Genomic DNA, 23,210 nt, shown 5'->3' with positions numbered 1-23,210 from the left:
AACTAACGCTGATTAAGAGATAGATCAATGGTTCCGATAGGCGTTTGCACGCCATTCACACGTTTTTCCTGATAAGTAAGCATACGCACCCGGTAAAGCACCGAAGGCATATACTTGGCACCCACCACCGACCAGAAATTATATTGCTGCTCGAAACTGAACGAATACAACTCCACAATCAGTTTTTTTACCGATGCATCCAGCGTGGGCGAATTATCAGTAGTAAATACATTGCGCCCCTGAAAAAAGCCGATTACATACGAAAGCTGTTTCAGCCCTTCTTCATATTCCGGCGCCACGGTATTGCTGCCTCCGCTCGATCCGATGAAATTGGCCGAAATAAGTACATACAAATTCAAACGCAGCTCAGGATTGAAATACTCTACATCGCCGTTAAGCGCCCGGCCCGATGTACGCTGGTCTTTCATTACACGTTCTTCTTCTACGTTGATCAGTGAAATACCCAGCGTGTTAGACGGAATTACCACCTTCCCGTCGGCATCGGCTACGTTCGAAAGTTTTATCTGAGGAGGTTGCGACAACGTGGTGGCCTGTACGCCGAGGTAGTCGTTCAACTCATCCGTAAGAAATTTCATGGCTTGATTAATCATCTCAAAAACTGAATTATCATTTATTGCTTAAAAGAATCGTAGAAAAAGTGTGGCTCCGTGAATTGCCAGCGTGCCTGTACCTGTGGGTTTGCGGCCAATTATGGAAATAAGTGTATTGGCATTATTGCTGATTACAAACTCTTCGGTGAGATTGGTCCGGGTTACGGGAGTAACTACACTCAGCGATGTAAGCGTTTGCGAAACAAACGTGGCGGGCGTAACTGCGGTATCAAGTGAAAGTGCAAAATCGCCGGTAGTAGAGGCCGCTAAGCGATAGGCAAATCGTACACGAATTCCCACAGAGGTTGCCTCCGGATACATATCCGCATGATCGCCAAGAACAAACACACCGAAACGCGCCCAGCTTGTAGTGGTAACCGATGTGCCTGCGCCGGTGGTCATAAATGGAATCATCACTCTGTTCCTCGCCTTTTCGTCCACATACCTTTTTGTAGCCGGATGAAAATCGGCAGAAGGTGTAAACGCTGTGGTATTGTTGAAAGCGATGTAATCTGCCGGCTTTTTTCCTGAGTCAGATAAAGTGCCGACGGAAGTGAGAAGCGGAATATTACCGCTCACTGCTCCGGTCACTTTAGGCAAGAGCAAACCTCCTACTTCATCAAACAACCCCTGCACATTGGTTGCCGATAACGGAGACATTGCAGTGGCCGGAATATCAGAAGCGGTAGCAGATGACAGCATAAAACTGCCAGCGTTTACACCCGAATCCTGCACCTGATTACCACCCATGCCTGAAATGAAATTACCACTGGTGGCTGTGCCTCCGCTCAAACGCGGAACAAGGTTTAAGCTCAAACCGCTGTCAACCGGCCGCTGCTGAACATCAAACGAAACCACATTGCCTGTAGTGCCCGAAAATGCATCCGTTTTGCCGGCAAGCTGTGTGGTTGTCCACGTCAGTAATTGTGCAAGTGCAGCCTGCACATTGGTTTCGGTAATTACACCCGTAGGCGTAAAAACTACCTGCGCCGCAGTGAGCGATGCCCCCGAATCAGTGTTATCAACCTTCTGCCACTGACTACCGTTGTAAATAATCCAGTCGCCCACCTGCCAGTCGCTGATGCCGTTTATGGAAGTGCTGCCCGAAACCGTAACCACATAATACTGGCCTTTTACACCGGTATTGCTTGTGAGCGAAGGCGTGTTTGTTTGCGCATTCCACGTACCCATGTATGTTACCGCTCCGGCCGACATTACCGGCTGCCAGTGAGCTGGCTGAAAATTGCCGGTGGTTTCTGTGGTACACACAAACAAACTATTGTCGAATAAAGTCGTATCACCTGGAATGTATGAGCGCGTTGCATCATACACACGCAAACCAATCCGATGCCTGTCGTCATACAGGTGCATCATCGAATCAATTAAACTTGCAAACTGCGCCGAAGTAGGACGATCGCCCGATTCGAAGAAGGTTTTTAAGAGGTCTTTTGATAAAAGGGGCATGACGAAATTGCTTTTTACTTGATACTTAATATCGGCTATCAAAAAAACAAAGTTGGAAGCCGGGGTTACTCAGTACATACTGACAATGCAAATTTGGCTTCGGGAAAAGCGAAAGTCAAGAGGAATTTTCTCAAAAATTTACAGACCTTTTGGCACTTTTAAAAACGTCTTTTTGCTCATTATAAGCATTTTAAGTATTTTAAAAACGGCAAAAATTTACAGATAATAAATTCGTTGATACCGTAGTTATTTGTTTACGCTTTTTTCCAAATTAACAAAAAGTAAGAATTTATGCGTTTTCAAACGACTGCAACCGAAAATTATGTTCTATTTAATATTTATATTGTTATCAACGATAACCAAAAATATACCATATATATATTAAATAAAAAAGCGACCCCAAAAGGTCGCTTTTTTATTCTTCATTATCGTAATTTACACCTTCACTACTCCGCCGCTCCAGAAAAAGTTCCCTTTTGCATCCACATACCATTTGTTGTTATTGTTAATGGAATCGCCGGTTACTTCGGCGGTGGCAGTGAGGAGCGTGCCTGCGGCTACAGTTTGCACAATGGGCGAACGTGTTCCCGGTTTGTCTTTCCGGATATTGAGTTTTACGGTGGCTTTAAGTGAAACGGGCCATTGGCTTACAGGCTCGGGGGCGGGAAGCTCAGCACCGGTACATTCCTTGTACTCTTCCACCACATCGCGCAGCAGCTGTTCATAGGTACGGCGGCTTTGAGCGAGTCCGCTCACCGGATCGGTTTTGCGTTTCGGGTCAAGAAAGAAATGTCCGGTGATGCATTTTGACGGATCAAGATTAAACTTCCAGCAAATGTAGGCCAGCACCCACACGTAGCGGTTGTAAGCCTCATCGGCATTTATTGTGCCGCCATAACAATACTCCACACCAATAGCCGAATCATTGGCATTTACACCATAGAGCTGATTATCGGTTGTTACATTATAGTGTACGTGCCAGGCTTTTTCCGGCGTGCCTGTGAGTGCAGGCACGCATTCAATAATCTCCTTGTCATCGACAAATATGTGCGCCGAAGCACTCATGTCGTTTTTGGAGTTTTGATAGTACCGCACATTCTGCGCGGCAGTGGAGCGTGGGTTGCCCGTATCGTGCGCTACAATGAATACCACTTTGTTGATCAGTCGGCCTGAGCGGCGTTTGCTGGGCGCATCAATGTAGCGGGCAATAATGGGATATTTTTGTGTGAATGAAGTGCTCATTGCTTACGGGGTTTTATCAGCCTGCGGCCGGTTCGTCGTCATTTACATTCACATCCTGCGGATTGGCCGGTGCAGCCGGATTGGCAGGTGTGGCTTTTCCTTTGGGTTCCTGCGTTTTGAAGGCTACATAAGTACCGGAACTGATGCCCATGAGAATAAGCATATTTTCGCTCACATTGGGCATGGAGAAATGCAGCCACGACTCGCGCACAAAATAAAACCCGATGAGAATAGTCCAGATTACCATCTGCATGCGGTGGATGGAAGGCACACCGGCAGAATCAGTAATAATATCCCGCCAGAAACTTCCGGTGGTTGGCTGAGGCTTCAACTCATTCGCATAACCTACTGCATTGGAAAGTGCAGTGGTGCCTACGCTGATACCCAGAAGTACAAGGGAAGATGCACTCAAATCGGGCAATGCACCGGTGATGCACCAGATATAGGTTTCGCAAAGAATAATGATCACAGTCCAGAATGCCAGCTGCACTTTGGCCAGACTGTACATGCCTTCGGTGAGTTTGCCAGTCTCGTCAACCGCAGAGGTGCGGAACAACTGCGATTTACGGAAGCGGAACAAAAGAACAATCATCGCTACTGCCACTATACCAAAGGCGATCAATCCGATTTTGTAAATGATGATAAACGTAAAGCCGGTACTGTCGGTATTCCGAACAGGAAGCGCCGGAAGCACCGGTGTACCGATACTAAGTTTTACATCACGGGTAATTTTGTAATCAATAATTTGCTGGATGATATCCCAGGCTATCTGGTTGGTGGATGAATCACCTCGTTCAAGATAAAACGTAAAAATTGAATCGTTGTTGAAGAACAGCGGACGCACTTCGGGCAGGGGCATGCCGTTAATGACAAGACACAGATCTTTTCGCCATTTCGGGTCGCGCAGCCATTCGGCACGTTGATTTAATCGGACAGACACGAACGATTGTAATCCACCCTGTTTCCTTTCTGCCGGACTCAGACGCGAACCTGTGTTAAACACTTCAATCACTTCTGTATTTTTTGAAGAATCCAGCCATACGGATGTAAGTAACGTTCCGGCATCAAGACCAGGGGCAATATAGTTGCCAAGACGATTGATGCTTTGCGTTGTTTTTTGAAGTTGCGAGATAATCGGATTCAGCTTTGCATTTACAGAAGAATCAGACTGCTGAAGAATTGCGTTCTTCAACGAATCGGGATTAACCGGAGGCGTAGTTGTGTTTTGTGCCTGCAAAATTGTTCCCGCCAAAAACAGGCACAACAAGAAAAGAAGTCTGGTTTGCATATGTATAAGGGTTGATTGGCACCAAAGTACAATGACAAACTCCTGATCTGCAAATTTTATTATCCGGGAAAAATACCCGGGGTATATTTTTTACACTATTTGCAAGGCTTTCACAGCTGGAGAGTTATTAACAGATTTAGTTTACAATCAATTTCTGCTAATAATTATTGGCTGCGAAAAGCGAATTCCATTTATATGTGCATTTATGATATAACAACCGGGATCAAGTTTCTCGGTTGAAACGACAACAGAACCAGTTGCATTCACCTGCTCAGTTAAACAAATTCGGCCGGCAAAATCAGAGATCGTAATTTGTGTAATAGGTTCGATGTATTCTGGAAACACAACAGTAATATTATCAGATGCGGGATTAGGGAAGAATATAAATTCTTTATGAAAATCTGTATTACTAATACCTATCGGAAGTGAATAATTCACCTCAGCCACATTAGTATAAATTGGTGGATTAAAATCGAAATAAATTGCTGAATAGTTTGGGATCATTGTGCCTCCGGGAAAAACCGACGAAGGTTTAATTTTAAACTGAAACCAGCCTTGTGATCCGGAATAATTAGTAGCACTATCTACAAGATTAATATCTTTAAATAAAACACTTAATCTACGACCTGTCAATGTCCATGTATAATTATGACTGGCCGAAATAAATTCAAATGTGGATGAATCCAACATAGCACTGAGCTCATCTACAACTGAAATATTTAATGCGGGTGCCGTTCCGTTATTCTGAAAATGTACAGTATATAGTAAATAATCAAAATAGCCCGGTTGAACTACAGAAGGAAAAACCTCCTTCATATTTGGATCATACGAATTAACCACCGGGTATTCGAAGTAAAATATGTTGTTGGATGGATTAGCATCTATGCCGGTACCCGAAATAATTACTGAAAAATAAATAGTATCTCCAATCTGTGCGGTTTGATCAGTTTGAAAGATAAGTCCTATCGCATTTTGAGTGTCAAAAAATGCAAAATCAGAGATGTTATATGTGAGTGAGTTTCCGGAAACTACTGGTATCAGACAACCTGGAATATTACCTTGGTAACTTACTGCCCCAGTAAAATTTATAATTATCTGACCTGAATTTCCTGCACCACACGAAGCACCGTAAAGTTGAGAAAGATCACCTGCCACAAACCTGACTTCATGATTCAAAGACGGAAATACCAAGCCTGTTCTTATTCCAGTCTTTATGCCCGGATCATAACTCCCATTACAGAAAAGCTGAAAATTTTCGTTTTGGATTATTGGCGTTGATGTTGTAAGTGATAAATTCCGGGTTAAGCCGCCGGGACATGAATTAAAAAAGGATAATCCTGTTGTATCAACAGAGAGTTCATACGCACCAATCGGTACCGTAAAAATAAAATTCCCAATTGTTGACGACGATGTTTGAGCGATCTGGGTCCCAGCAGAGTTGTACAGAGTTAATGGAATTCCGTTTAATAATGAATCATTGTTATCCCCAATACAATCATTATTTATATCTAAAATAGTGGAGCCATAAATAGCACTCACTGTTGGACAATTATTCACATTCATAGGTAAACAAAGTGGAATTGAGAATAATGAAGGTTCGCCAACCATCCAACTTGTGTAATTAGGTAAACAAACTACTGGATTGGGAAGCAATCGGCCTGTTTCAAAACCTACACGATCCGGTAACTGAGGCAAACAACCAAGTTGATTATTACTGCAATCCAAGTAGTACAAATTTTGTGGGAAAGAGTCAATCTGTGTAATTAAATTATTGGAGCAATCTAATTTAATTAAACTCTGAGGAAGTGAGCTGAGCGATGTAATTTGATTGTTAGAAACAAGAAGATGTTGAATACCATTAGGCAATACAGGTAACTGTTGTATGAAATTATTTGAAGCATCCAGCACTACAACATTTGGTGGCAGTGCAGGCAAGCTGGTTAACCCACATCCACTACAAGAAAGCCCTTGTAAAGCAATCGATAATGAAGGCAGTACATTAATTGGATTACGAGAACAATCAAACCCATATACAGGTGGTGGAAGAGCTGGGATAGAGGTTAATTGATTATCAGAACATATAAAACTTGTTAAAGTTGGTGGCAGTGGAGGCAGACTAGTAAGTTGATTATCACTTACATTCAATCCGATTAATGATGTAAATGTCGACGGAATTGATGTTAATGAATTAGCAACAACCCGAAGTATCCCAAGGGTGGTGGGTAATGGCGGCAAAACAGAAAGACCACAAGTATCACAAACAAAAGTAGATAAATTAGGCGGAAATGCAGGCCAATTAATTATGTTGGCATTCCGTAATTCTAAATTTATAAGATTTGCAGGTAATGCAGGTAATGAATCAATCGGCGTATCGTATAGATATAACCCTAATAGAGAAGGAGGCAGTTCAGAAATACGCCGCAGAGAATCGTTTCGACTCAAATCCAATACAGTTAAATTATCAAAATATCTTATACCTGTAATATCCTTAATATTTGAATTATTAATAAAAATTGCCCCAGGATTTATTATCCATGGGCTTGTGGTATCCATCATATTTCCAGCCATAGCGAGTGGGAACGTACTCTGTAAAAAATTAACGAATGCCGTATCGGGGATAGGAACATACTGTGCTTTACAAATATTTACAACAATTAATGCACACGTTATTGATATTATTTTTTTCATAGTTTGAATTTTGAACATCCTCTCGCTACCGAAAGTATTGAGATTAAATAATTGAAAAAGCCCGCGTACTTTCTCAAATCACTATTAGAAACAGTAAAAGTGATTTGTTTTATCTCATAGGGTTATTTTTTGTTTAAAGATACAACTGGCTGGGAGAAAATATAACCCTGTTTTGTAAGTGGCTATTTTCACTTATTCTCTGTAAGAGGTATTGAACGGTGAGAATTTCGGTTGTCAATCAAAAACTCTGCATCTTTGCCACACATCGCAATCAAAAATAAATGACCACCGAAGCCATAGCCGAAGCCCTGAAACTTACCGCACAGCTGCAGGAACTGCACGGCGAAAATCCGTTTAAGGTAAAAGCCCTGAGCAGTGCTGCCTACACGCTTGATAAAACCAATATGGAGCTGAGCGGAAAATCGCTTGAAGAGCTGGAGGCGATTAAAGGTATCGGCAAAAGCATTGCGGCAAAAATTGTGGAGCTTCAGCACACCGGTACTACGGCCGAGCTTGCGGCACTGCTTGAGAAAACGCCGCCGGGTGTGGTGGAAATGCTCGATATTAAAGGCATAGGCCCCAAGAAAGTGGCGCAGCTCTGGCACGAACTCGGTGCCGAATCGCCGGGTGAGCTTTTGTACGCCTGCCTCGAAAACCGGCTGACTGACCTCAAGGGCTTCGGTGCCAAAACACAGGAGCAGGTAAAAAAAGCCATTGAGTTCAAGCTCAGCAGCAGGGGCAAATTTCACTACGCCTCTGCCCTGCCTGTAGCCGAAGCCGTAAAAAACACACTGCTCAGTTCAGGCATTGCCCGCGTGGAAATTACAGGTGCCGTGCGCCGCTGCGTGGAAGTGATTGACAGCATTGAACTGGTGGCGCAAACCGATGCGCCCGTGAATTACGAACTCACCACTAACACTCTTCAGCTGCCGGTTACGGTGCACATCTGTAAAGCGGAAGAATTTGCAGCCGTGCTTTTCCGCACCACTGCCGCACCCGATTTTCTGCTGCAGCTCGAACGGCAACAGCTGCACATACCGCCCGCAGCCACTACTGAAGCCGAAATCTTTACCGCGCTCAGCCTGCCCGAAATTGCCCCCGAACTCCGCGAAGGACGCGGCGAACTGGCGCTGGCGGCGGCCGGCAAACTACCCACGCTCATTACCGTAGCCGACCTGCGCGGAAACCTGCACAACCACAGCACCTACAGCGATGGCGTACACACACTGGCCGAAATGGCAAAAGCCGCTCAGCAACTCGGCTTCAGCTACTACGGCTGCTGCGACCATTCGCAATCGGCTTTCTATGCGCAAGGCCTGAAGCCCGAACGCGTGCTTGAACAGTTTGCCGAAATAGACAGCCTCAATGCACAATACAACGGAAGCTTTAAAATTTTCAAAGGCATTGAGTCCGATATTCTGCACGATGGCAGCCTCGACTACGATAATGACCTGCTGAAACAGTTCGATTTCATTGTGGCCTCGGTACACAGCGGCCTGAAAATGGATAAGGAAAAAGCCACACGCCGCCTGCTCAAAGCCATCGAAAACCCATACACCCGCATTCTCGGCCACCCCACTGGCCGCCTCCTGCTCTCGCGCGAGGGCTACCCGATAGACCACGAAATGGTAATCGACGCCTGTGCTGCAAACGGCGTAGCCATCGAACTCAATGCACATCCCTGGCGCCTCGATATCGACTGGCGCTGGATTCCGTATTGCCTCGAAAAAAATGTACTTATCAGCATCAACCCCGATGCACACGCCACAGACGGCCTGCGCGATGTGCAGTGGGGCGTGGCAGCCGCCCGCAAAGGCATGCTCTCCGCCGAACATTGCCTCAACGCTAAATCGCTCACCGAATTTGAAAACTGGCTGGCCAGAAAATAGACAGCTTTCCGAAATCGGGAAAATCAGACATTGAGACGACTAATTAAATTGCTGATTATCAATTATTTAATTTTGGGCATCAATTTGGTTTTCACTGAATACCTATGATCAGTGTTAAAACCATAACCATGGCTGGTATATTTGCAATAAGGAACCGACCCATGAAAAAACTGCCCCTCAGCAACTTACAGCGGCTATTGCCGTTGCTAATGCTATGCGCGCTCGTAAGCACCACCCGGCTTCATGCAAAAGCAAATTTATTGCCCGACACCTTACTGGGTGATGCGGAATATTATCTCGAACTGCGCGGAAAAATTATGGAGTGGAAAGGCGAACAGCGCGACGACGAAAAACAGGTACTTGATAGTGCTGTTGTACAAGTAATAAACCAGCAAAACAAGGTTTGCATCGAAGGGTTTTCAGACAGCAAGGGGCGTTTGGCGTTTAAACTTCCGCTTGGCCGCTCGTTTACCATTTCCATTTCCAAACCGGGCTATGTGAAAAAACTAATTCGCGTGGAAACGTATGTACCTGCCGAAGACCGGAAAGTATTTACGTTTACCTTTAATATTGATATTTTCGAGAAGATTGAAAAGCTGGATGTATCGGTGCTGAGCAAACCGATTTCGCGCATCCGTTACCGGCCGCTGAGCAAGGATTTTGATTACGATAAAGAATACACCGCCAAAGTAAACGGCGATTTGCAAAAGATGTATAACGAGTATTACGCCCTTCGCCGCGCCGAAGAGCGCCGCCAAACAGCCGAACGTGAGGCCGCACGCCGTGATTCATTGCGCGCTGCTGCAAAAGCAGGCAGTGATTCTGTGCCGGCCAAAAAGCAAACACCACCCCCACCTGCTGCCACTCCCCGTTTGCAAAGCATACTGCACAATCGGATGCATAACTCGCAATAGCCTGCTTCGCGCTTTTGCCGGGGCTTTATGTGTAAATTACTGCGTATTCAGTTTTCGGCTGAGTTCCCATGCCATTATTCCCGCACAAACAGAAATATTGAGCGAATGCTTGGCCCCGTGCTGAGGAATTTCGAGCGTGCCAGCGCAGCAGTTAATTACATCCTGCTGCACGCCTTCCACTTCGTTGCCAAATACAACGGCAAGTTTCTGTCCGGGCGTTACCGGCCATTGGTCCAGAGCCGTGCTTTGTGCAGTTTGCTCAGCGGCAACTACTGTCCAGCCTTCCTGTTTAAGTTGTTCCACAGCATCAGCTGTATGCTCAAAATGCCGCCAGCTCACCGTGTCGGCAGCGCCCAACGCGGTTTTCTGTAATTCGCGGTGGGGCGGTGTGGCCGTGTAGCCGCACAACACCAGTTCATGAAGCAGAAACGCATCGGCCGTACGAAACACAGAACCTGTGTTCAGCGCACTCCGCACATTATCGAGCACAAAAATCAATGGTGTTTTTCCGGCCTGACGAAATTCATCAACTGATTTTCGCCCCATCTCCCCGGTGGTGAGCTTTCTGTTCATGACTGCAAAGATGCGTCAAGTAAGGCTTACGGCAATGCAAGCTAAAAAATTTAGCCCCCGGCTGTAACTTATGGCAAAACCTCCCCGTCACATTCAAAACAAACCGACACTAACTACTTAAATAAATAAAGTCATGAAATCAGTAGTACGCCAATTGCTTCTCGCTGCCGCCTTTTTTGCTTCCGGAACTTCCGCTTTTGCGGCCTGCGATGATTCTACCAAAACATACCGTTACGACCGTTCAGACAATTATCACTTCTGGGAGGGATTGGATATAGGTATGGTGGGCTTTGCCAATCCGCAGCGCACACTCGGTCTGCCTGCCGGTTATGAGTTCCTTGAACTCGATTACGCCCGTTCGCATGTGTTTGCATTGAACATCTGGCAGCATAATTTTCACATTTACCGCAACAACGTAAATCTGGTAACCGGTTTCGGCATGGAATGGAACAGCTACGCATTCCGCAACAACGCCAGCCTTATTGCCGATACCAACCGCGTTGCAGCAACCATTGAAACACGCGACTACACCAAAAACAAACTGAAAATGTTTTATGTGAATGTGCCGCTCATGCTTGAATTTAATACAAACAACAACAATCACCACCGCTCTTTCCATGTAGCCGCCGGCGGTTTGTTCAGCTACAATGTGTTTGAAAACCGCCTGAAGCAGGAATATGAAATGGACGGACAAACGCAGGAGCGCAAAGTGAAAGATGATTTCAACATCAATCCTTTCCGCTACGGACTCACCGCCCGCATCGGTTATGGCGAATACACACTTTTTGCAAACTACGCCCTTTCTGAAGTATTCCGCGATAACGCCGGCCCTTCACTCAACCATTACAGCATTGGTTTGCATATCAACCTGTAAACAGCAAATAAATAAAAACGTCCCGGGCAGAATTGTCCGGGACGTTTTTGTTATTTGATTATTTGAATAGTTAAAATTGAAATTCAGAATCAGCTGAACTTCTTTATCGCTTCAAAAATTTCTATCGCCTGCACGGCTTCTTTCACCTCATGTACGCGTAAAATGTGTGCGCCCCCCAGCAGCGCATGCGTATTTGCAGCGGTGGTAGCGTTGAGCGCTTCTTCTTTTTTTATGCTCAGGAGTTTGGTAAGCATCGACTTGCGTGAGATGCCGGCCAGCAGCGGAAAGCCTTTTTGCACAAACTGAGGCAGTGCGGCCAGCAACTGGAAATTATGCTCAACGGTTTTGCCAAATCCGAAACCGGGGTCGAGCACTAGTTGCGTGATGCCCTGCGCTTGCAGTATAGCGATTTTTTCATCGAACCACCGGCTCACTTCGGCCACCACATTGTTGTAGTGTGGCTCGTGCTGCATGGTGGCGGGTGTGCCCTGCATGTGCATGAGAATGTAGGGCAGCCCGGTTTGTGCCACGGCCTGCATCAGCGCCGCATCCATGCCGCCGCCGGAAATATCGTTAATCATGTCGATGCCCTCAGCAGCAGCTTTCTGCACCACCGAAGCCCGGTACGTATCGGCCGAAAGCCAGATGTGCGGGAAACGCCGGCGAAGCAGGGGCAACACTTCGTAAATACGCCGCCACTCCTCGGCCTCGTCGGGTGCCTGGGAGCCGGGGCGTGTGCTTACCGCGCCGAGATCAATTATGGCCGCACCTTCGGCCACCATGCGCTCGGTCTGGGCCAGCGCCGCATCGGCCGTGGTGTAGCGCCCGCCATCGAAAAATGAGTCGGGCGTGAGGTTTAATATGCCCATCACCACCGGCTTTTGCAAAGCAAGCACCCGGCCGTTTGCGGTGAGCTTAAAGTGCGTATCTTCGGGCTTCGTCATTCCTTTATTCCGTTATGTCAAACACGTCGCAACAATACGACGCAAGTATAGCCATCTGCCGCGACATCTACGCCAAAAAGCTGCGCGATTACGGCACGGCCTGGCGGGTGTTCCGTCCGAGTTCGCTCACCGACCAGCTTTTCATCAAAGCCCGCCGCGTGCGCACCATACAGGAAAAAGGCACGCAAAAAATAGCTGACGATGTGCGGGGCGAGTTTGTGGCGCTGGTTAATTACAGCATCATGGCCCTCATTCAGCTCGAACTGGCCGCCGACACCCGCCTCGACCTGCCCGAAGCCGAAGCCAACGCCCTTTACGATAAATACGCCGCACAGGCAAAAGCCCTCATGGAAGATAAAAACCACGATTACGGCGAAGCCTGGCGCGAAATGCGAATTAGTTCGCTCACCGATCTGATTTTGGCAAAATTATTGCGGATCAAACAGATCGAAGATAACAACGGCAGCACTCTTATTTCGGAAGGTGTGGACGGAAACTACTTCGATATCATCAATTATTCTATTTTCGTACTCATCCGCTTCTCAGAAGGAACACTATGAACCTGCTCAAATCCCGCTGGTTTCGCTTAGGCGTGTCGGTATTCATCGCCGCAATTCTCTTTTTCATTTGCCCGCCCTGCTTCAACCGGATTACACTCGGTCTGGTGCTGCTTGGACTGGTGCTCATTGTAAATCTCGACATGATCTTCGGTCGTGTGCCCATTCTTACGCAGCTGGCGCGGCTGGCGGTGGGCGGGCTGTTTATTTTTTCGGGATTTATTAAGGCCAATGATCCGGTGGGCTTCAGCTACAAGCTGGAAGAATATTTTGAGGTGTTTGGCGCCGGTTTCAGCTGCGATATGAAAGTGGCGGGCGATGCCAAAGCCGGTATTCCGTGTGTGAAGGAAGAGCAGGCCGCCAATGCTGCAGCCAAAACTCCCGCGCCCGAAAGCAGTTTCAAGCCCATGTGGGAATTCTTTGCCCACCACTCGCTCCTGCTTGCCATTGTGCTTTGCGGAGCCGAAATTGTGCTGGGGCTCTTTCTGCTGCTGGGCTTTCAGGTAAGGTGGACCTTGTGGCTGCTGCTGGCCATGATTGTGTTTTTCAGCTTCCTCACCTTCTATTCGGCCTGCTGCAACAAGGTAACCAGCTGCGGCTGCTTTGGCGATGCCATTAAACTTACACCGTGGCAATCGTTCTGGAAAGACCTTATTCTGCTCATTCTCATTGCCATACTCTTCGCCGGCGAAAAGCACCTCAAACCGCTTTTCAAAAACACCATCTTCATGGCCGGTCTTATTGGTATTGGCAGCTTTCTCTCGTTTGCCTTTCCGGTTTATACCTGGCAGCACCTTCCGGTTATTGATTTCCGTCCATACAAAATAGGTACGCACATACTTACCGCCTCAAAAAATAAAAATCCGAAAGAAACCGGCTGTGTATCTGATTCCATTCATATTACCTACTATCTCAGAAATACGGTAGCCGATACCATCGGAGCATTTGAAATTTCAAACTATCCTTCTGATTCCATCTGGGAATATTACTGCCGCCACGACGAGGTACTACGCAAGGGCAATTGTGCCGCCTCTATCGGCGATTTCAACATCACCAATCCCGAAACCGGTGAGGAGATAAATAAACAGCTTTTTGATACACAGAACCGCCACTCCTACATGCTGGTGATGTATGACATTGAAAAGGCTGATCTCTCACGCATGCAGGAAGTGAATGCATTTGCAGCAGCCTGCGCGGCCAAAGGCATTCCGTTCTACGCCCTGAGTTCGGCTTCTGCCGAACAGGTAACCGCTTTCCGCCAGAAAACCGGCGCCACGTTCCCCGTGTATGCGGCTGATGGCACGGCGCTGAAAACCGTAGTGCGTTCAAATCCCGGTCTGGTGCAGGTTTACCACGGCGTAGTAGTGAACATGTGGCACATCAATGATTTTCCCGGCACCGACTATCTGAATAAGCCCTGATGCTGAAGTTCATCATAAAACGACTGTTGTATGGCATCCTCGTATTGTTCGGGGTGCTTACAGTTGTTTTTCTGATGTTTAATGTATTGCCCGGCGATCCGGCGCGGATGCAAATGGGCCAGCATACCGATTCGGCTTCGGTGGCTATTATCCGTCAGGATCTCGGACTCGATCAGCCGCTGCCCAAGCAGTACCTGATGTTTCTGAATGATATTTCATTCGTATCCGTTCATCATCCCGAAAACCGGAAAGACAGCTACTATTTGGATACCGTAAAATACGGGCAGCCGCTGCAACTCTTCAGTGTGGGCGGCGGGCGCGAGCTGGTGTTAAAAATGCCCTATCTCCGCCGCTCGTATCACGACCGGCGGCCGGTGTCGGAAATCATTCTCGAAACGCTGCCCGAAACCATTGTGCTGGCTTTTGCCGCCATGATCATTGCGTCGGTATTTGGGATTGCATTGGGTATTGTGGGCGCGCTCAATAAAAACACGTGGATTGACCGGATTATTGCGGTGTTTTCCACGTTGGGTACTGCGGGGCCATCGTTCTTTTACGCGCTCATTATTTCTTGGGTATTTGGCTATCTGCTCAAGGAAATAACCGGGCTCAAAAACGCGGGCAGCCTTTTTGATCCGGTGGATGAATCGCTGCAGCTGCAAAACCTTATTCTTCCTGCCATTACGCTTGGCATCCGTCCGCTGGCACTCATTACCCAACTTACCCGCAGCAGCCTGCTCGAAGTACTTTCGCACGATTACATCCGCACCGCACACGCCAAAGGGCTCAGCCGCACGAAAGTAATTTTCAAGCACGCCCTCAAAAATGCCATGAACCCGGTAGTCACATCCATCTCCGGCTGGCTGGCCAGCTTAATGGCAGGTGCCGCACTGGTTGAACCCATTTTCGACTGGAAAGGCATTGGCAACGAAGTGGTGCAGGCACTTATGAATTACGACTTACCCGTGGTGATGGGCAGCACACTGGTGTTTTCGATCATGTTTGTGATCCTGAATTTACTGGTGGACATCAGTTATGGATTCCTCGATCCGAGGGTGCGGGTGAGTTAACTCCTGCCTGGTCTCGGCTCCGCTCGACCTGACAGGAGCATTCTTCTTTTTTTTTTCACAGCCAGAAGCTGATCTTTTTACGTGTCCTGCTAAATCAACCATATTGCGATCCCTGAGCTTGTCGAAGGGACGCTGTTTACGTGTCCTGCTAAATCAACCATATTGCGATCCCTGAGCTTGTCGAAGGGACGCTGTTTACGTGTCCTGCTAAAACCGGATATTGTGCGATCACTGTGTTTATACAAGGGTACAGTTTACGTGCCCTGCTAAATCAACCATATTGCGATCCCTGAGCTTGTCGAAGGGACGCTGTTTACGTGTCCTGCTAAAACCGGATATTATGCGATCACTGTGTTTATAGAATGGTGCAGTTTACGTGTCCTGCTAAATCAACCATATTGCGATCCCTGAGCTTGTCGAAGGGACGCTGTTTCGTGTCCTGCTAAAACCGGATATTCTGCAATCCCTCAGCTTGTCGAAGGGACGCAAATTTCGCTTACGTCTCCTCAGAATAATAAATCTTGTAATACTTCCGCCCGTCAGCATCGGTGCCTCGCTCAATTAAATTTCGGTCGCCGTGAATGTAGATGTGGAAATTCTTATCGAGTTTAAGCACACTCTTAAACACACGCGTTTGCTTTTTCACGGCCTGTTTGGAGATGTCGAATTCTTCTTCAATGGCAATGGAATGCTCTTCGCGGTAGGTTTGATCGAAACTACGAAAGGATTCGATTACACTTTTATCCTGAAACACCTGTTCCTCGAACTGTTCCTGATTAAAACTTTCGTTTTTCTTGAAATACTCGGCCGAGCGGTTGAGCAGATCAATCTGATCGGCTTTGCTAACTTCAAAATCTTCGGCGAGCTTTTCGGTAACGTAAGTTTTGGCAATGTTGAGGAACTGTGTGGTTTGATGGTAGGCGTTGCTGACGGGTTTGAGGTTGAGGAAATCTTCTTTCCAGTATTGCGTATCGGCTGCGCGTGGAGTGGCATCGGCTACAAGTACACGATAGCCTTCGGAGGCGGCGGTGTTTAAAATGAGGCAACCTTTGTCCATACCCTTGAGTTCGAAACCGAAATCGTGGCGGATGAAGTAGTTTTTGCGCTGGTGTTTCATTTTCAGAAACGGTGTATCGGTTTCTGATTTGAAGATGCCCAGCGCGGTTACTTTTTCTTCGCCCAGCAGCACATTGGTAAAGTAGGCGATGTTCAGTTCGCCGGCTTTTACTTTGGGATGTGTGGTTTGATCGAAAAGCAGACGGGCAAGATCGTGCGAGGCTTTCAAAAACTCATCGGGATTGGCAAAAATGCGTGCGGCCACCGTGTTTACCGCATTCAGATCAAGGCTCACCGAATGATGGAAGCTGTAATACTCCTCGCTGTTGAACGGCTGCAGAAAATAGGTGAGCAGATAATCGGTAGTATCTGCATCAATTACGGTGGCAGCGTCAGACAAAGTATAGGATTCGTCGCGCTGTTTGTTGCCCACGTGGTGGGTAACAAGATGCAGCAGATCGACCTGCGTGAAATCGGGTTTATTCATTGGCGGTGAAAAGGACTGCGAAAGTACAAAGCAAAACGGCTAGAGTAAAATATGGTCGATGGCCTGAATGCGCGGCGGAAGATCGGTTTCGCCCAGCATTTCGCGCAGGTCGATTTCGATGGTGCGGCAAATGGCGGTCATGGGCACATCGTTTATGCCGTTTTCGAACGGATTCTCACTCGAATCGCCGATTACTTCCATTGTATTAAATACCCAGGCGATGAGTGTGGTAAACGGAATAACTAACCAGGTGTAGCAACCATCGAGTTTCACAAACTCGTTGAGCAAACCAAAGGGCAGCAGCGCAATAAAAATGTAAATAAATACCGAACTGAAAAACGCCCACTGCCGCGGAAACGGAAACGATTTGATACGCTCACAGGCACCCTGCTGGTTGTAAAATTCGGTAATGAGCTTCATCAGCTCCATGTGCCTGAAATTATCGATTAAGCCATCCACATGAAGCTGGCGCAACCGTGCCGACTGCATTTTAAGCAATTGTGTAGCCGGATTGGCATGTTTGGAGAGACGCCGGGCATCCTCCTCGCTCATAAACTTTTTCAGTTCGGTTTCGACATGCGTGGTGTGGAAGTCGCCGATTTTATTGAGAATATCAATTTCGGGCCGGTGCTCTTCCCACACGGTTTTGCGCCTGAGCTGGCTGCGCAATGCATTAATGTAGGCAAGGTGATTGTAAATGAGGTCGCGGTGTGCTTTGGTTACATGTTCGGGGGTACTTGTATAACCTGTTGGCGAATCCACATAATCAATAACCTGCACACCCCAGGCGCGGCTTGCGTTTACAATAGCGCCCCAGATGCGGCGGCCTTCCCACAAGCGCTCATACGACGAGTTGTTTTTGAAACCGATGTAAAACGCCACCGCCGTACCAATTAATGTAATGGGCAGAAACGGCAGCAGCAAATGATCCCAGCCCACCACGGTGTGCAGCACGTAGATGGCAGAGGAATAAAGCACGAAGGAGAGAACCGGTTTCCACGCAAAGGGAAAAATGATGCGCAGGGGAATTCGTCGGGCTGTGTACATAGCTTAATGATGTGGTTTCGGGCAATGGTTGCCGAAAGATACCAAAAGCAGCTATAAAGAAACAATTACGGGAAATACGCAAGCATGAACAGACTTAGTGTGTAAGCCTGCTCAATGAGGTTTGTTTTTTTAATCCTACATTTTTTATGAAACGCAGGTGGATTGAATTTATAGCCCGGGGCGCACGCTTTGCCATGCAATAGAAGCACCGGAACCGGCGGTATTTTAATGATTTGCAGATTCGCTCCAAATCATCATTCCACTACATATAATCCTTTTGCATTTACCGAAACCGACGGCACGATACGTTTACGTTCAAAGGCCTGATAGCCGGGCAAAAGGTTGTCCCAGAATTTATGCACCCCGGCATCGCTGTAAGTGCGCTTGAGCGCGGCTAAGTTGGTTGTGCTCATGCGCGCAGGAAAAATATGCACGGGAATTTTCTGCTGCCCGCCGTCTTTGGCTTCCACTGCCAGTACATACACCTCGCGGATTATTTCGTCGGTGAGCGGTATGCAGCCAATGGTTACGCAGTTGCCATGGATCATAATGGCTCCGCCCGGATCGGGCTTGCAGGCGAAAAATTTGTCGGATGCATTGGGGTAGCTCACACCCAGCGAAAGATGGTAGGCGCTGGCCGGATTGAAGACATTGATGTGGTAAAACCCTTCGGGCACCTGTCCGTCGCCCTGACAACGTTTTGGGCCGGGTGTGCCGGATGAGGCGCAGATTTTAAATTTATCGTAAAGCACATACTTCTGTGCCGACGAGGATCGTGCCCAAACCTCCAGTTCCTGTTCCTGCTTGAATGCGCGGATAAATATGCGGAACGAGGTACTGTCAACACCCAGCTTTGCAAGGTTCTGGCGGATAGTTTTCCAGGTAAGCTGATATGCTTTTTTAACCCGCGCACTTTTAAGCTGCCCGGCCCTGAATGTGCTGCCACTGTGTTTGGGATAGGCCTGCGTGGCAGGCATACACAGCAAGAATAAAGCAACCATGCCAGGCAGCACGAGAAAAAGTAAACCCGGTTTACGCATATGTACAAATGTAAATACTACCACATAACGCCCGAACCCGGCCAAAAGGTACAGGCATAACCACAATTAACAATTCGCCCAAGTTATCCACAGGTAGGAATAAGCCGGGTGGTTGTTCTACTTTTGAGCCGTGAAGTTTCTGGACCGCATACCTGCCATTCTGAAAAACAAATACCTGCTGGTTATTGTAGGGCTGGGCGTTTGGCTGCTTTTCTTCGACCGGAACGATATTTTCAGTCAGATAAAACGCCGCAACGAAGTAAAAAAACTCGAAGCCGAACGCGACTATTACTCCAACGAAATTAAGCGCAACCAGCAGGAAATTCAGGAACTTCGGAGCAATCCGAAAGAGCTCGAAAAATTTGCGCGCGAGCATTACCTCTTCAAGAAAGACAACGAAGACATCTTCATTATTGTAGAAGATACTGCGAAAAAAAAGTAAGCCGCTTACAACACACAAAAGGCCGGACAAGCAGAACTGTCCGGCCTTTTGTATAAATGTAAGTTTGCGTTACACGCCCTTGTACTCACCGAAAACGCCGCGCATTACATCGGCAATTTCGCCGAGTGTGGCATATTCCTCTACAGCGGTGAGGATGTGCGGCATCAGGTTTTCGTTGCCTTTTGCGGCTTCTTCGATACGGCGCAGATGCTGCTGCACGGCTTCGTTGTTGCGTTCGCTGCGCAGGGTCTCAAGCTTGGCCATTTGCTGTGTACGAATGCTGTCGTCAACCGTAAACAGGTTTTCCATGGGTGGTTCCTGCACGGTGAATTTGTTTACGCCCACAATTACTTTTTCGCCGCTTTCAATACCTGTCTGATAGGCGTATGAGGAGGCAGCGATTTCGTCCTGCATGTAGCCTTGTTCAATAGCAGCCACTGCGCCGCCCATTGCATCAATTTTGCGGATGTATTCCCAGGCTTTTGCTTCTACTTCGTTGGTTAGGCTTTCCACCATCCATGAGCCGGCCATGGGGTCAACGGTATCGGCCACGCCGCTTTCGTTGGCAATAATTTGCTGGGTGCGCAGCGCAATACGCGCGGCCTCCTCGGTGGGCAGTGCCAGTGCCTCATCAAAACCATTGGTGTGAAGCGACTGGGTGCCGCCCATTACAGCAGCCAGCGCCTGAAGTGTAACGCGCACAATATTGTTTTGGGGCTGTTGAGCGGTAAGTGTAGAGCCACCGGTTTGCGTGTGAAAACGCAGCATCATGGAGCGCGGATCTTTTGCGCCCAGCTCTTTGGTTATCTGTGCCCACATGCGGCGCGCGGCGCGGAACTTGGCTATTTCTTCAAAGAAATTGTTGTGTGCATTGAAGAAAAACGAAAGCCGGCGCGCAAATACATCAATATCCAGCCCCTTGTCGATTGCCGCCTGCAAATAAGCTTTACCATTGGCCAGTGTAAACGCAAGCTCCTGCACCGCAGTAGAACCCGCCTCGCGGATGTGATAGCCCGATATGGAAATGGTGTTCCACTTAGGCACCTCCTTGCTGCAATACTCGAAAATATCGGTAATAATACGCATCGACGGCTTGGGCGGATAAATGTAGGTGCCTCGCGCCGCATATTCCTTCAGCAAATCGTTTTGAATAGTGCCCGAAATTTTCTTTACATCAGCGCCCTGCTTTTTGGCCAGCGCAATATACATACTCAGCAAAATGGAGGCCGTAGAGTTAATCGTCATCGACGTGGTGACTTCATCAAGACGAATGCCGTTGAACAAAATCTCCATATCGCGCAGCGAATCAATTGCTACACCCGATTTACCCACTTCGCCTTCCGAAAACGCATGATCGGAATCATACCCGATTTGCGTAGGCAGATCAAACGCCACCGAAAGACCGGTAGTGCCGTTTTTAAGCAAATAATGATAACGCGCATTTGATTCTTCCGCTGTGGAAAAACCGGCATACTGGCGCATGGTCCAGAGTTTTCCGCGATACATGGTAGGCTGCACGCCACGGGTAAACGGAAACTCGCCCGGCTGTTCCTCCGCAATATCAATTTTGGAATACGTACGGGCTATTTCGATGCCCGAATCGGTAAGAAACTGCGCTTTACGCTCTTGCTCTTGCTGGGTTGATTGCATGCGGTAAAGGTCGGTAAAAATGTATAAAAATGTGCCCACACATATTCAGAGCCTGTTTAAAATTCATCCTTGGGCTTTGTTCCGGCTCATTTTCCCTCATCCTGCGTTCTGTTTTTTGTCGATCCTCACCAAGGATCGCCTGCAAAACACGCCTTGTCTGAGGAAAAATGTGCTCAAAAACAAATTTTATACAGGCTCTCAACAGTATTTGAAAAAATGAGCGCGATGGCAACAATTTACAATTACTTATATACGCTTACAAATAAATATAACTTACACTAAATGAAACATTAACAAAAAACTAACGCTAAAACATAATTGAAAACAATGACAACAAAAAAATGAACACACACATACTCACATTAAAAGCCGCGTTCATATCCGCAGGACTATCGGCCCAACTTTATACCCCATCGTCGGCAGACCTGTATATAAACGGAAGCAACTCGAACAAAATAGAACACACCGGCAGCGACTACTGGGTAAATTCAAACAATACCCGCGCCATGTATCTGATGGTGGGCGACGGTTCCTCTCCTTACTTGTATTGGGTAAAAGACACATTCAGCAATGGTTTTTTACTACCACTGGCAAACAACACAGTTATTAACACGCAAAGTCAGAAAGGTGATCCGGATGTGGTGATAAGTGCCAATGGAGTAAGGGCTATGGCTGTTTTTGTAGCCGAGGATATACAGCAAAATACACGGCTGTATGCACAACGCTATCAGCGGCCCAATGTAACAAGTACGTTCTGGTCGTATCTGGGCACACCGATATTAATTACCAGCGGCGATGCTTCAAACCCGATTTCGTGCCCCAATATGGATGCGGGCAGCAGCGGGAGGGCCGTGATTGTATTTCAGCGTGCAGATACAATTTACTGCACCACAATAAACATAGCTACCGGTGCGCTTTCGCCTGCGGCTCCTTTTGCCGAAAGTATTGGCTTTGGAGCTTTTGCAGGCTACCGCGAACCGGATGTGGCAATTTTTTCGGCGCCCATGGCCGGAACTGAAACTGTTTTTATTACCTGCACCGGCACCAACTATGCAACTGAAGAAATTCTGGTACATGAAACAACTTTAAACAACCTGGCAGCGGCAAACACAGGCGGCAACACATTTACAGGCCTTGATAACGGGCTTTGGGGTGAATTTCAGTATCCGCGTATTGCGGTGCACTGGACAACTTCGCTGGTAAATGCAAATCAGTTGTGGACGGTAACCTATCACAAAAAAGACCAGATTACCGGGGCAAATGATATTCTTGCCGTGGTAAATCATTACGGAGTGATTTCGGCACCGGTTTATGTGAACAATGTAAATCCGCAGGACAGATTAACTGTAAACCAGACTCCCTGTGTGGCCTATTCGGGAAAATACATTGTGATTTGCTGGGCTTTTGCAGACGCACAGGGCACATACGGACTTGACAACCTCGACATTCTGGTGAGGAAGTATAATCTTGACGGAGTGGTGGAAACAGCCTGGCAAAACAGTTATTCGCTGGTTAATTCAGACATTGCCGGCGGGCAATATTCGCCCAGCGTAACCGATTGCCGGATTGGCGATGCACAAAACGGAGATACGCGTTTTTGCTGGTATCAGCATGATGAAACGGCGCCCAATACACTGGCTTTCCGCAAATCAAATTTTACCCGTACAAATTTGCGCCAGACCGATGCCAATGATTCCGCAAAAACCGCCGTGCTGAGAATTTATCCGCAACCGGCTTCGGATGTGATTTACTTTCAATCAGCCCCTTCGCCGGAAGCTGCATTTGCCTTTTACAACAGCAGCGGTATGCTTGTGCGCATTGAAACGGTTACCGGAAACGATTCGGGCATTTACCAGATATGCACAGCCGATTTGCCTGCCGGTATTTACATAGCCGAAATGAGAACGGCTCTAGCCAGAGAAAAAATCAAATTCATCATCAGCAAATAAAAAA

Annotated in this window: 18 protein-coding genes and 1 pseudogene; 8 read left to right on the top strand and 11 right to left on the bottom strand. The window is 47.4% G+C overall.

The genetic code is table 11. The features are described 5' to 3' along the window. Nucleotides 1-2: 2 nt before the first annotated feature. The 5 genes from IM638_12740 to IM638_12720 form a co-directional block, all read right to left on the bottom strand. Nucleotides 3-596: a DUF4255 domain-containing protein gene (locus IM638_12740; GenBank protein MCA6363898.1), complete on the bottom strand. Its 594-nt coding sequence runs from the start codon at nt 594-596 to the stop codon at nt 3-5. A 42-nt stretch (nt 597-638) separates the two neighbouring features. Continuing rightward, nucleotides 639-2,075, bottom strand: coding sequence for a hypothetical protein (locus tag IM638_12735; protein ID MCA6363897.1), 1,437 nt, complete (start codon nt 2,073-2,075; stop codon nt 639-641). 435 nt (nt 2,076-2,510) lie between these two features. Continuing rightward, nucleotides 2,511-3,317 (bottom strand): N-acetylmuramoyl-L-alanine amidase, encoded by an 807-nt coding sequence (locus IM638_12730; protein ID MCA6363896.1) that lies wholly within the window; start codon nt 3,315-3,317, stop codon nt 2,511-2,513. A gap of 16 nt (nt 3,318-3,333) precedes the next feature. Next, nucleotides 3,334-4,605: a hypothetical protein gene (locus IM638_12725; GenBank protein ID MCA6363895.1), complete on the bottom strand. Its 1,272-nt coding sequence runs from the start codon at nt 4,603-4,605 to the stop codon at nt 3,334-3,336. Between the two features lie 147 nt (nt 4,606-4,752). Then, complete coding sequence (locus tag IM638_12720; GenBank protein MCA6363894.1) at nt 4,753-7,293, bottom strand: T9SS type A sorting domain-containing protein; 2,541 nt, start codon at nt 7,291-7,293, stop codon at nt 4,753-4,755. A 281-nt stretch (nt 7,294-7,574) separates the two neighbouring features. On the opposite strand from IM638_12720, the gene IM638_12715 reads away from it, so the two are divergent. Continuing rightward, the gene (locus IM638_12715; protein ID MCA6363893.1) at nt 7,575-9,182 is read left to right on the top strand and encodes a PHP domain-containing protein; all 1,608 of its coding nucleotides are present in this window, start codon (nt 7,575-7,577) and stop codon (nt 9,180-9,182) included. A gap of 161 nt (nt 9,183-9,343) precedes the next feature. Next, nucleotides 9,344-10,096, top strand: a complete 753-nt coding sequence (locus IM638_12710) for a carboxypeptidase regulatory-like domain-containing protein (GenBank protein ID MCA6363892.1) — start codon at nt 9,344-9,346, stop codon at nt 10,094-10,096. A gap of 36 nt (nt 10,097-10,132) precedes the next feature. On the opposite strand, the gene IM638_12705 is transcribed toward IM638_12710, so the two are convergent. Further along, the gene (locus IM638_12705) at nt 10,133-10,669 is read right to left on the bottom strand and encodes an RNA methyltransferase (GenBank protein ID MCA6363891.1); all 537 of its coding nucleotides are present in this window, start codon (nt 10,667-10,669) and stop codon (nt 10,133-10,135) included. Between the two features lie 133 nt (nt 10,670-10,802). On the opposite strand from IM638_12705, the gene IM638_12700 reads away from it, so the two are divergent. After that, the gene (locus IM638_12700; protein ID MCA6363890.1) at nt 10,803-11,543 is read left to right on the top strand and encodes an outer membrane beta-barrel protein; all 741 of its coding nucleotides are present in this window, start codon (nt 10,803-10,805) and stop codon (nt 11,541-11,543) included. 89 nt (nt 11,544-11,632) lie between these two features. Here the strand turns inward: IM638_12700 and folP are convergent, their stop codons facing one another. Further along, entirely contained in the window at nt 11,633-12,487 is an 855-nt protein-coding gene (gene folP / locus IM638_12695) for a dihydropteroate synthase (GenBank protein ID MCA6363889.1), read from the bottom strand. 14 nt (nt 12,488-12,501) lie between these two features. On the opposite strand from folP, the gene IM638_12690 reads away from it, so the two are divergent. From IM638_12690 to IM638_12680, 3 genes and pseudogenes are all read left to right on the top strand, one after another. Then, nucleotides 12,502-13,047 (top strand): DUF1599 domain-containing protein, encoded by a 546-nt coding sequence (locus IM638_12690; protein ID MCA6363888.1) that lies wholly within the window; start codon nt 12,502-12,504, stop codon nt 13,045-13,047. 140 nt (nt 13,048-13,187) lie between these two features. Beyond that, nucleotides 13,188-13,325: pseudogene (locus IM638_12685) on the top strand (DoxX family protein). Nucleotides 13,326-14,464: 1,139 nt separating this feature from the next. Further along, nucleotides 14,465-15,535: an ABC transporter permease gene (locus tag IM638_12680; GenBank protein MCA6363887.1), complete on the top strand. Its 1,071-nt coding sequence runs from the start codon at nt 14,465-14,467 to the stop codon at nt 15,533-15,535. Between the two features lie 496 nt (nt 15,536-16,031). Here the strand turns inward: IM638_12680 and IM638_12675 are convergent, their stop codons facing one another. From IM638_12675 to IM638_12665, 3 genes are all read right to left on the bottom strand, one after another. Continuing rightward, nucleotides 16,032-17,078: a nucleoid-associated protein gene (locus tag IM638_12675; protein MCA6363886.1), complete on the bottom strand. Its 1,047-nt coding sequence runs from the start codon at nt 17,076-17,078 to the stop codon at nt 16,032-16,034. A gap of 39 nt (nt 17,079-17,117) precedes the next feature. After that, entirely contained in the window at nt 17,118-18,125 is a 1,008-nt protein-coding gene (locus IM638_12670) for a hypothetical protein (GenBank protein MCA6363885.1), read from the bottom strand. 254 nt (nt 18,126-18,379) lie between these two features. After that, nucleotides 18,380-19,102, bottom strand: coding sequence for a hypothetical protein (locus tag IM638_12665; GenBank protein MCA6363884.1), 723 nt, complete (start codon nt 19,100-19,102; stop codon nt 18,380-18,382). Nucleotides 19,103-19,304: 202 nt separating this feature from the next. Here IM638_12665 and IM638_12660 point away from each other — a divergent pair, with 202 nt between their 5' ends. After that, nucleotides 19,305-19,607: a septum formation initiator family protein gene (locus IM638_12660; GenBank protein ID MCA6363883.1), complete on the top strand. Its 303-nt coding sequence runs from the start codon at nt 19,305-19,307 to the stop codon at nt 19,605-19,607. Between the two features lie 69 nt (nt 19,608-19,676). On the opposite strand, the gene IM638_12655 is transcribed toward IM638_12660, so the two are convergent. Then, nucleotides 19,677-21,257: a methylmalonyl-CoA mutase gene (locus tag IM638_12655; GenBank protein MCA6363882.1), complete on the bottom strand. Its 1,581-nt coding sequence runs from the start codon at nt 21,255-21,257 to the stop codon at nt 19,677-19,679. A 341-nt stretch (nt 21,258-21,598) separates the two neighbouring features. Here IM638_12655 and IM638_12650 point away from each other — a divergent pair, with 341 nt between their 5' ends. Beyond that, nucleotides 21,599-23,206, top strand: a complete 1,608-nt coding sequence (locus tag IM638_12650) for a T9SS type A sorting domain-containing protein (protein ID MCA6363881.1) — start codon at nt 21,599-21,601, stop codon at nt 23,204-23,206. Nucleotides 23,207-23,210 lie beyond the last annotated feature (4 nt).

The organism is Bacteroidota bacterium (assembly GCA_020402865.1).
In the GTDB taxonomy this organism is placed as follows: Bacteria; Bacteroidota; Bacteroidia; order Palsa-965; family Palsa-965.
The sequence above is the reverse complement of the archived record's forward strand: the minus strand, read 5'-3'. Positions and strand labels throughout refer to the sequence as shown.

Coding starts and splice junctions, on each gene's coding strand:
- IM638_12655 (MCA6363882.1), bottom strand. CDS start 21,257: ATGCAATCAACCCAGCAAGAGCAAGAGCGTAAAGCGCAGTTTCTTACC.
- IM638_12735 (MCA6363897.1), bottom strand. CDS start 2,075: ATGCCCCTTTTATCAAAAGACCTCTTAAAAACCTTCTTCGAATCGGGC.
- IM638_12730 (MCA6363896.1), bottom strand. CDS start 3,317: ATGAGCACTTCATTCACACAAAAATATCCCATTATTGCCCGCTACATT.
- IM638_12680 (MCA6363887.1), top strand. CDS start 14,465: ATGCTGAAGTTCATCATAAAACGACTGTTGTATGGCATCCTCGTATTG.
- IM638_12710 (MCA6363892.1), top strand. CDS start 9,344: ATGAAAAAACTGCCCCTCAGCAACTTACAGCGGCTATTGCCGTTGCTA.
- IM638_12670 (MCA6363885.1), bottom strand. CDS start 18,125: ATGTACACAGCCCGACGAATTCCCCTGCGCATCATTTTTCCCTTTGCG.
- folP (MCA6363889.1), bottom strand. CDS start 12,487: ATGACGAAGCCCGAAGATACGCACTTTAAGCTCACCGCAAACGGCCGG.
- IM638_12675 (MCA6363886.1), bottom strand. CDS start 17,078: ATGAATAAACCCGATTTCACGCAGGTCGATCTGCTGCATCTTGTTACC.
- IM638_12740 (MCA6363898.1), bottom strand. CDS start 596: ATGAAATTTCTTACGGATGAGTTGAACGACTACCTCGGCGTACAGGCC.
- IM638_12705 (MCA6363891.1), bottom strand. CDS start 10,669: ATGAACAGAAAGCTCACCACCGGGGAGATGGGGCGAAAATCAGTTGAT.
- IM638_12700 (MCA6363890.1), top strand. CDS start 10,803: ATGAAATCAGTAGTACGCCAATTGCTTCTCGCTGCCGCCTTTTTTGCT.
- IM638_12725 (MCA6363895.1), bottom strand. CDS start 4,605: ATGCAAACCAGACTTCTTTTCTTGTTGTGCCTGTTTTTGGCGGGAACA.
- IM638_12715 (MCA6363893.1), top strand. CDS start 7,575: ATGACCACCGAAGCCATAGCCGAAGCCCTGAAACTTACCGCACAGCTG.
- IM638_12720 (MCA6363894.1), bottom strand. CDS start 7,293: ATGAAAAAAATAATATCAATAACGTGTGCATTAATTGTTGTAAATATT.
- IM638_12650 (MCA6363881.1), top strand. CDS start 21,599: ATGAACACACACATACTCACATTAAAAGCCGCGTTCATATCCGCAGGA.
- IM638_12690 (MCA6363888.1), top strand. CDS start 12,502: ATGTCAAACACGTCGCAACAATACGACGCAAGTATAGCCATCTGCCGC.
- IM638_12665 (MCA6363884.1), bottom strand. CDS start 19,102: ATGCCTGCCACGCAGGCCTATCCCAAACACAGTGGCAGCACATTCAGG.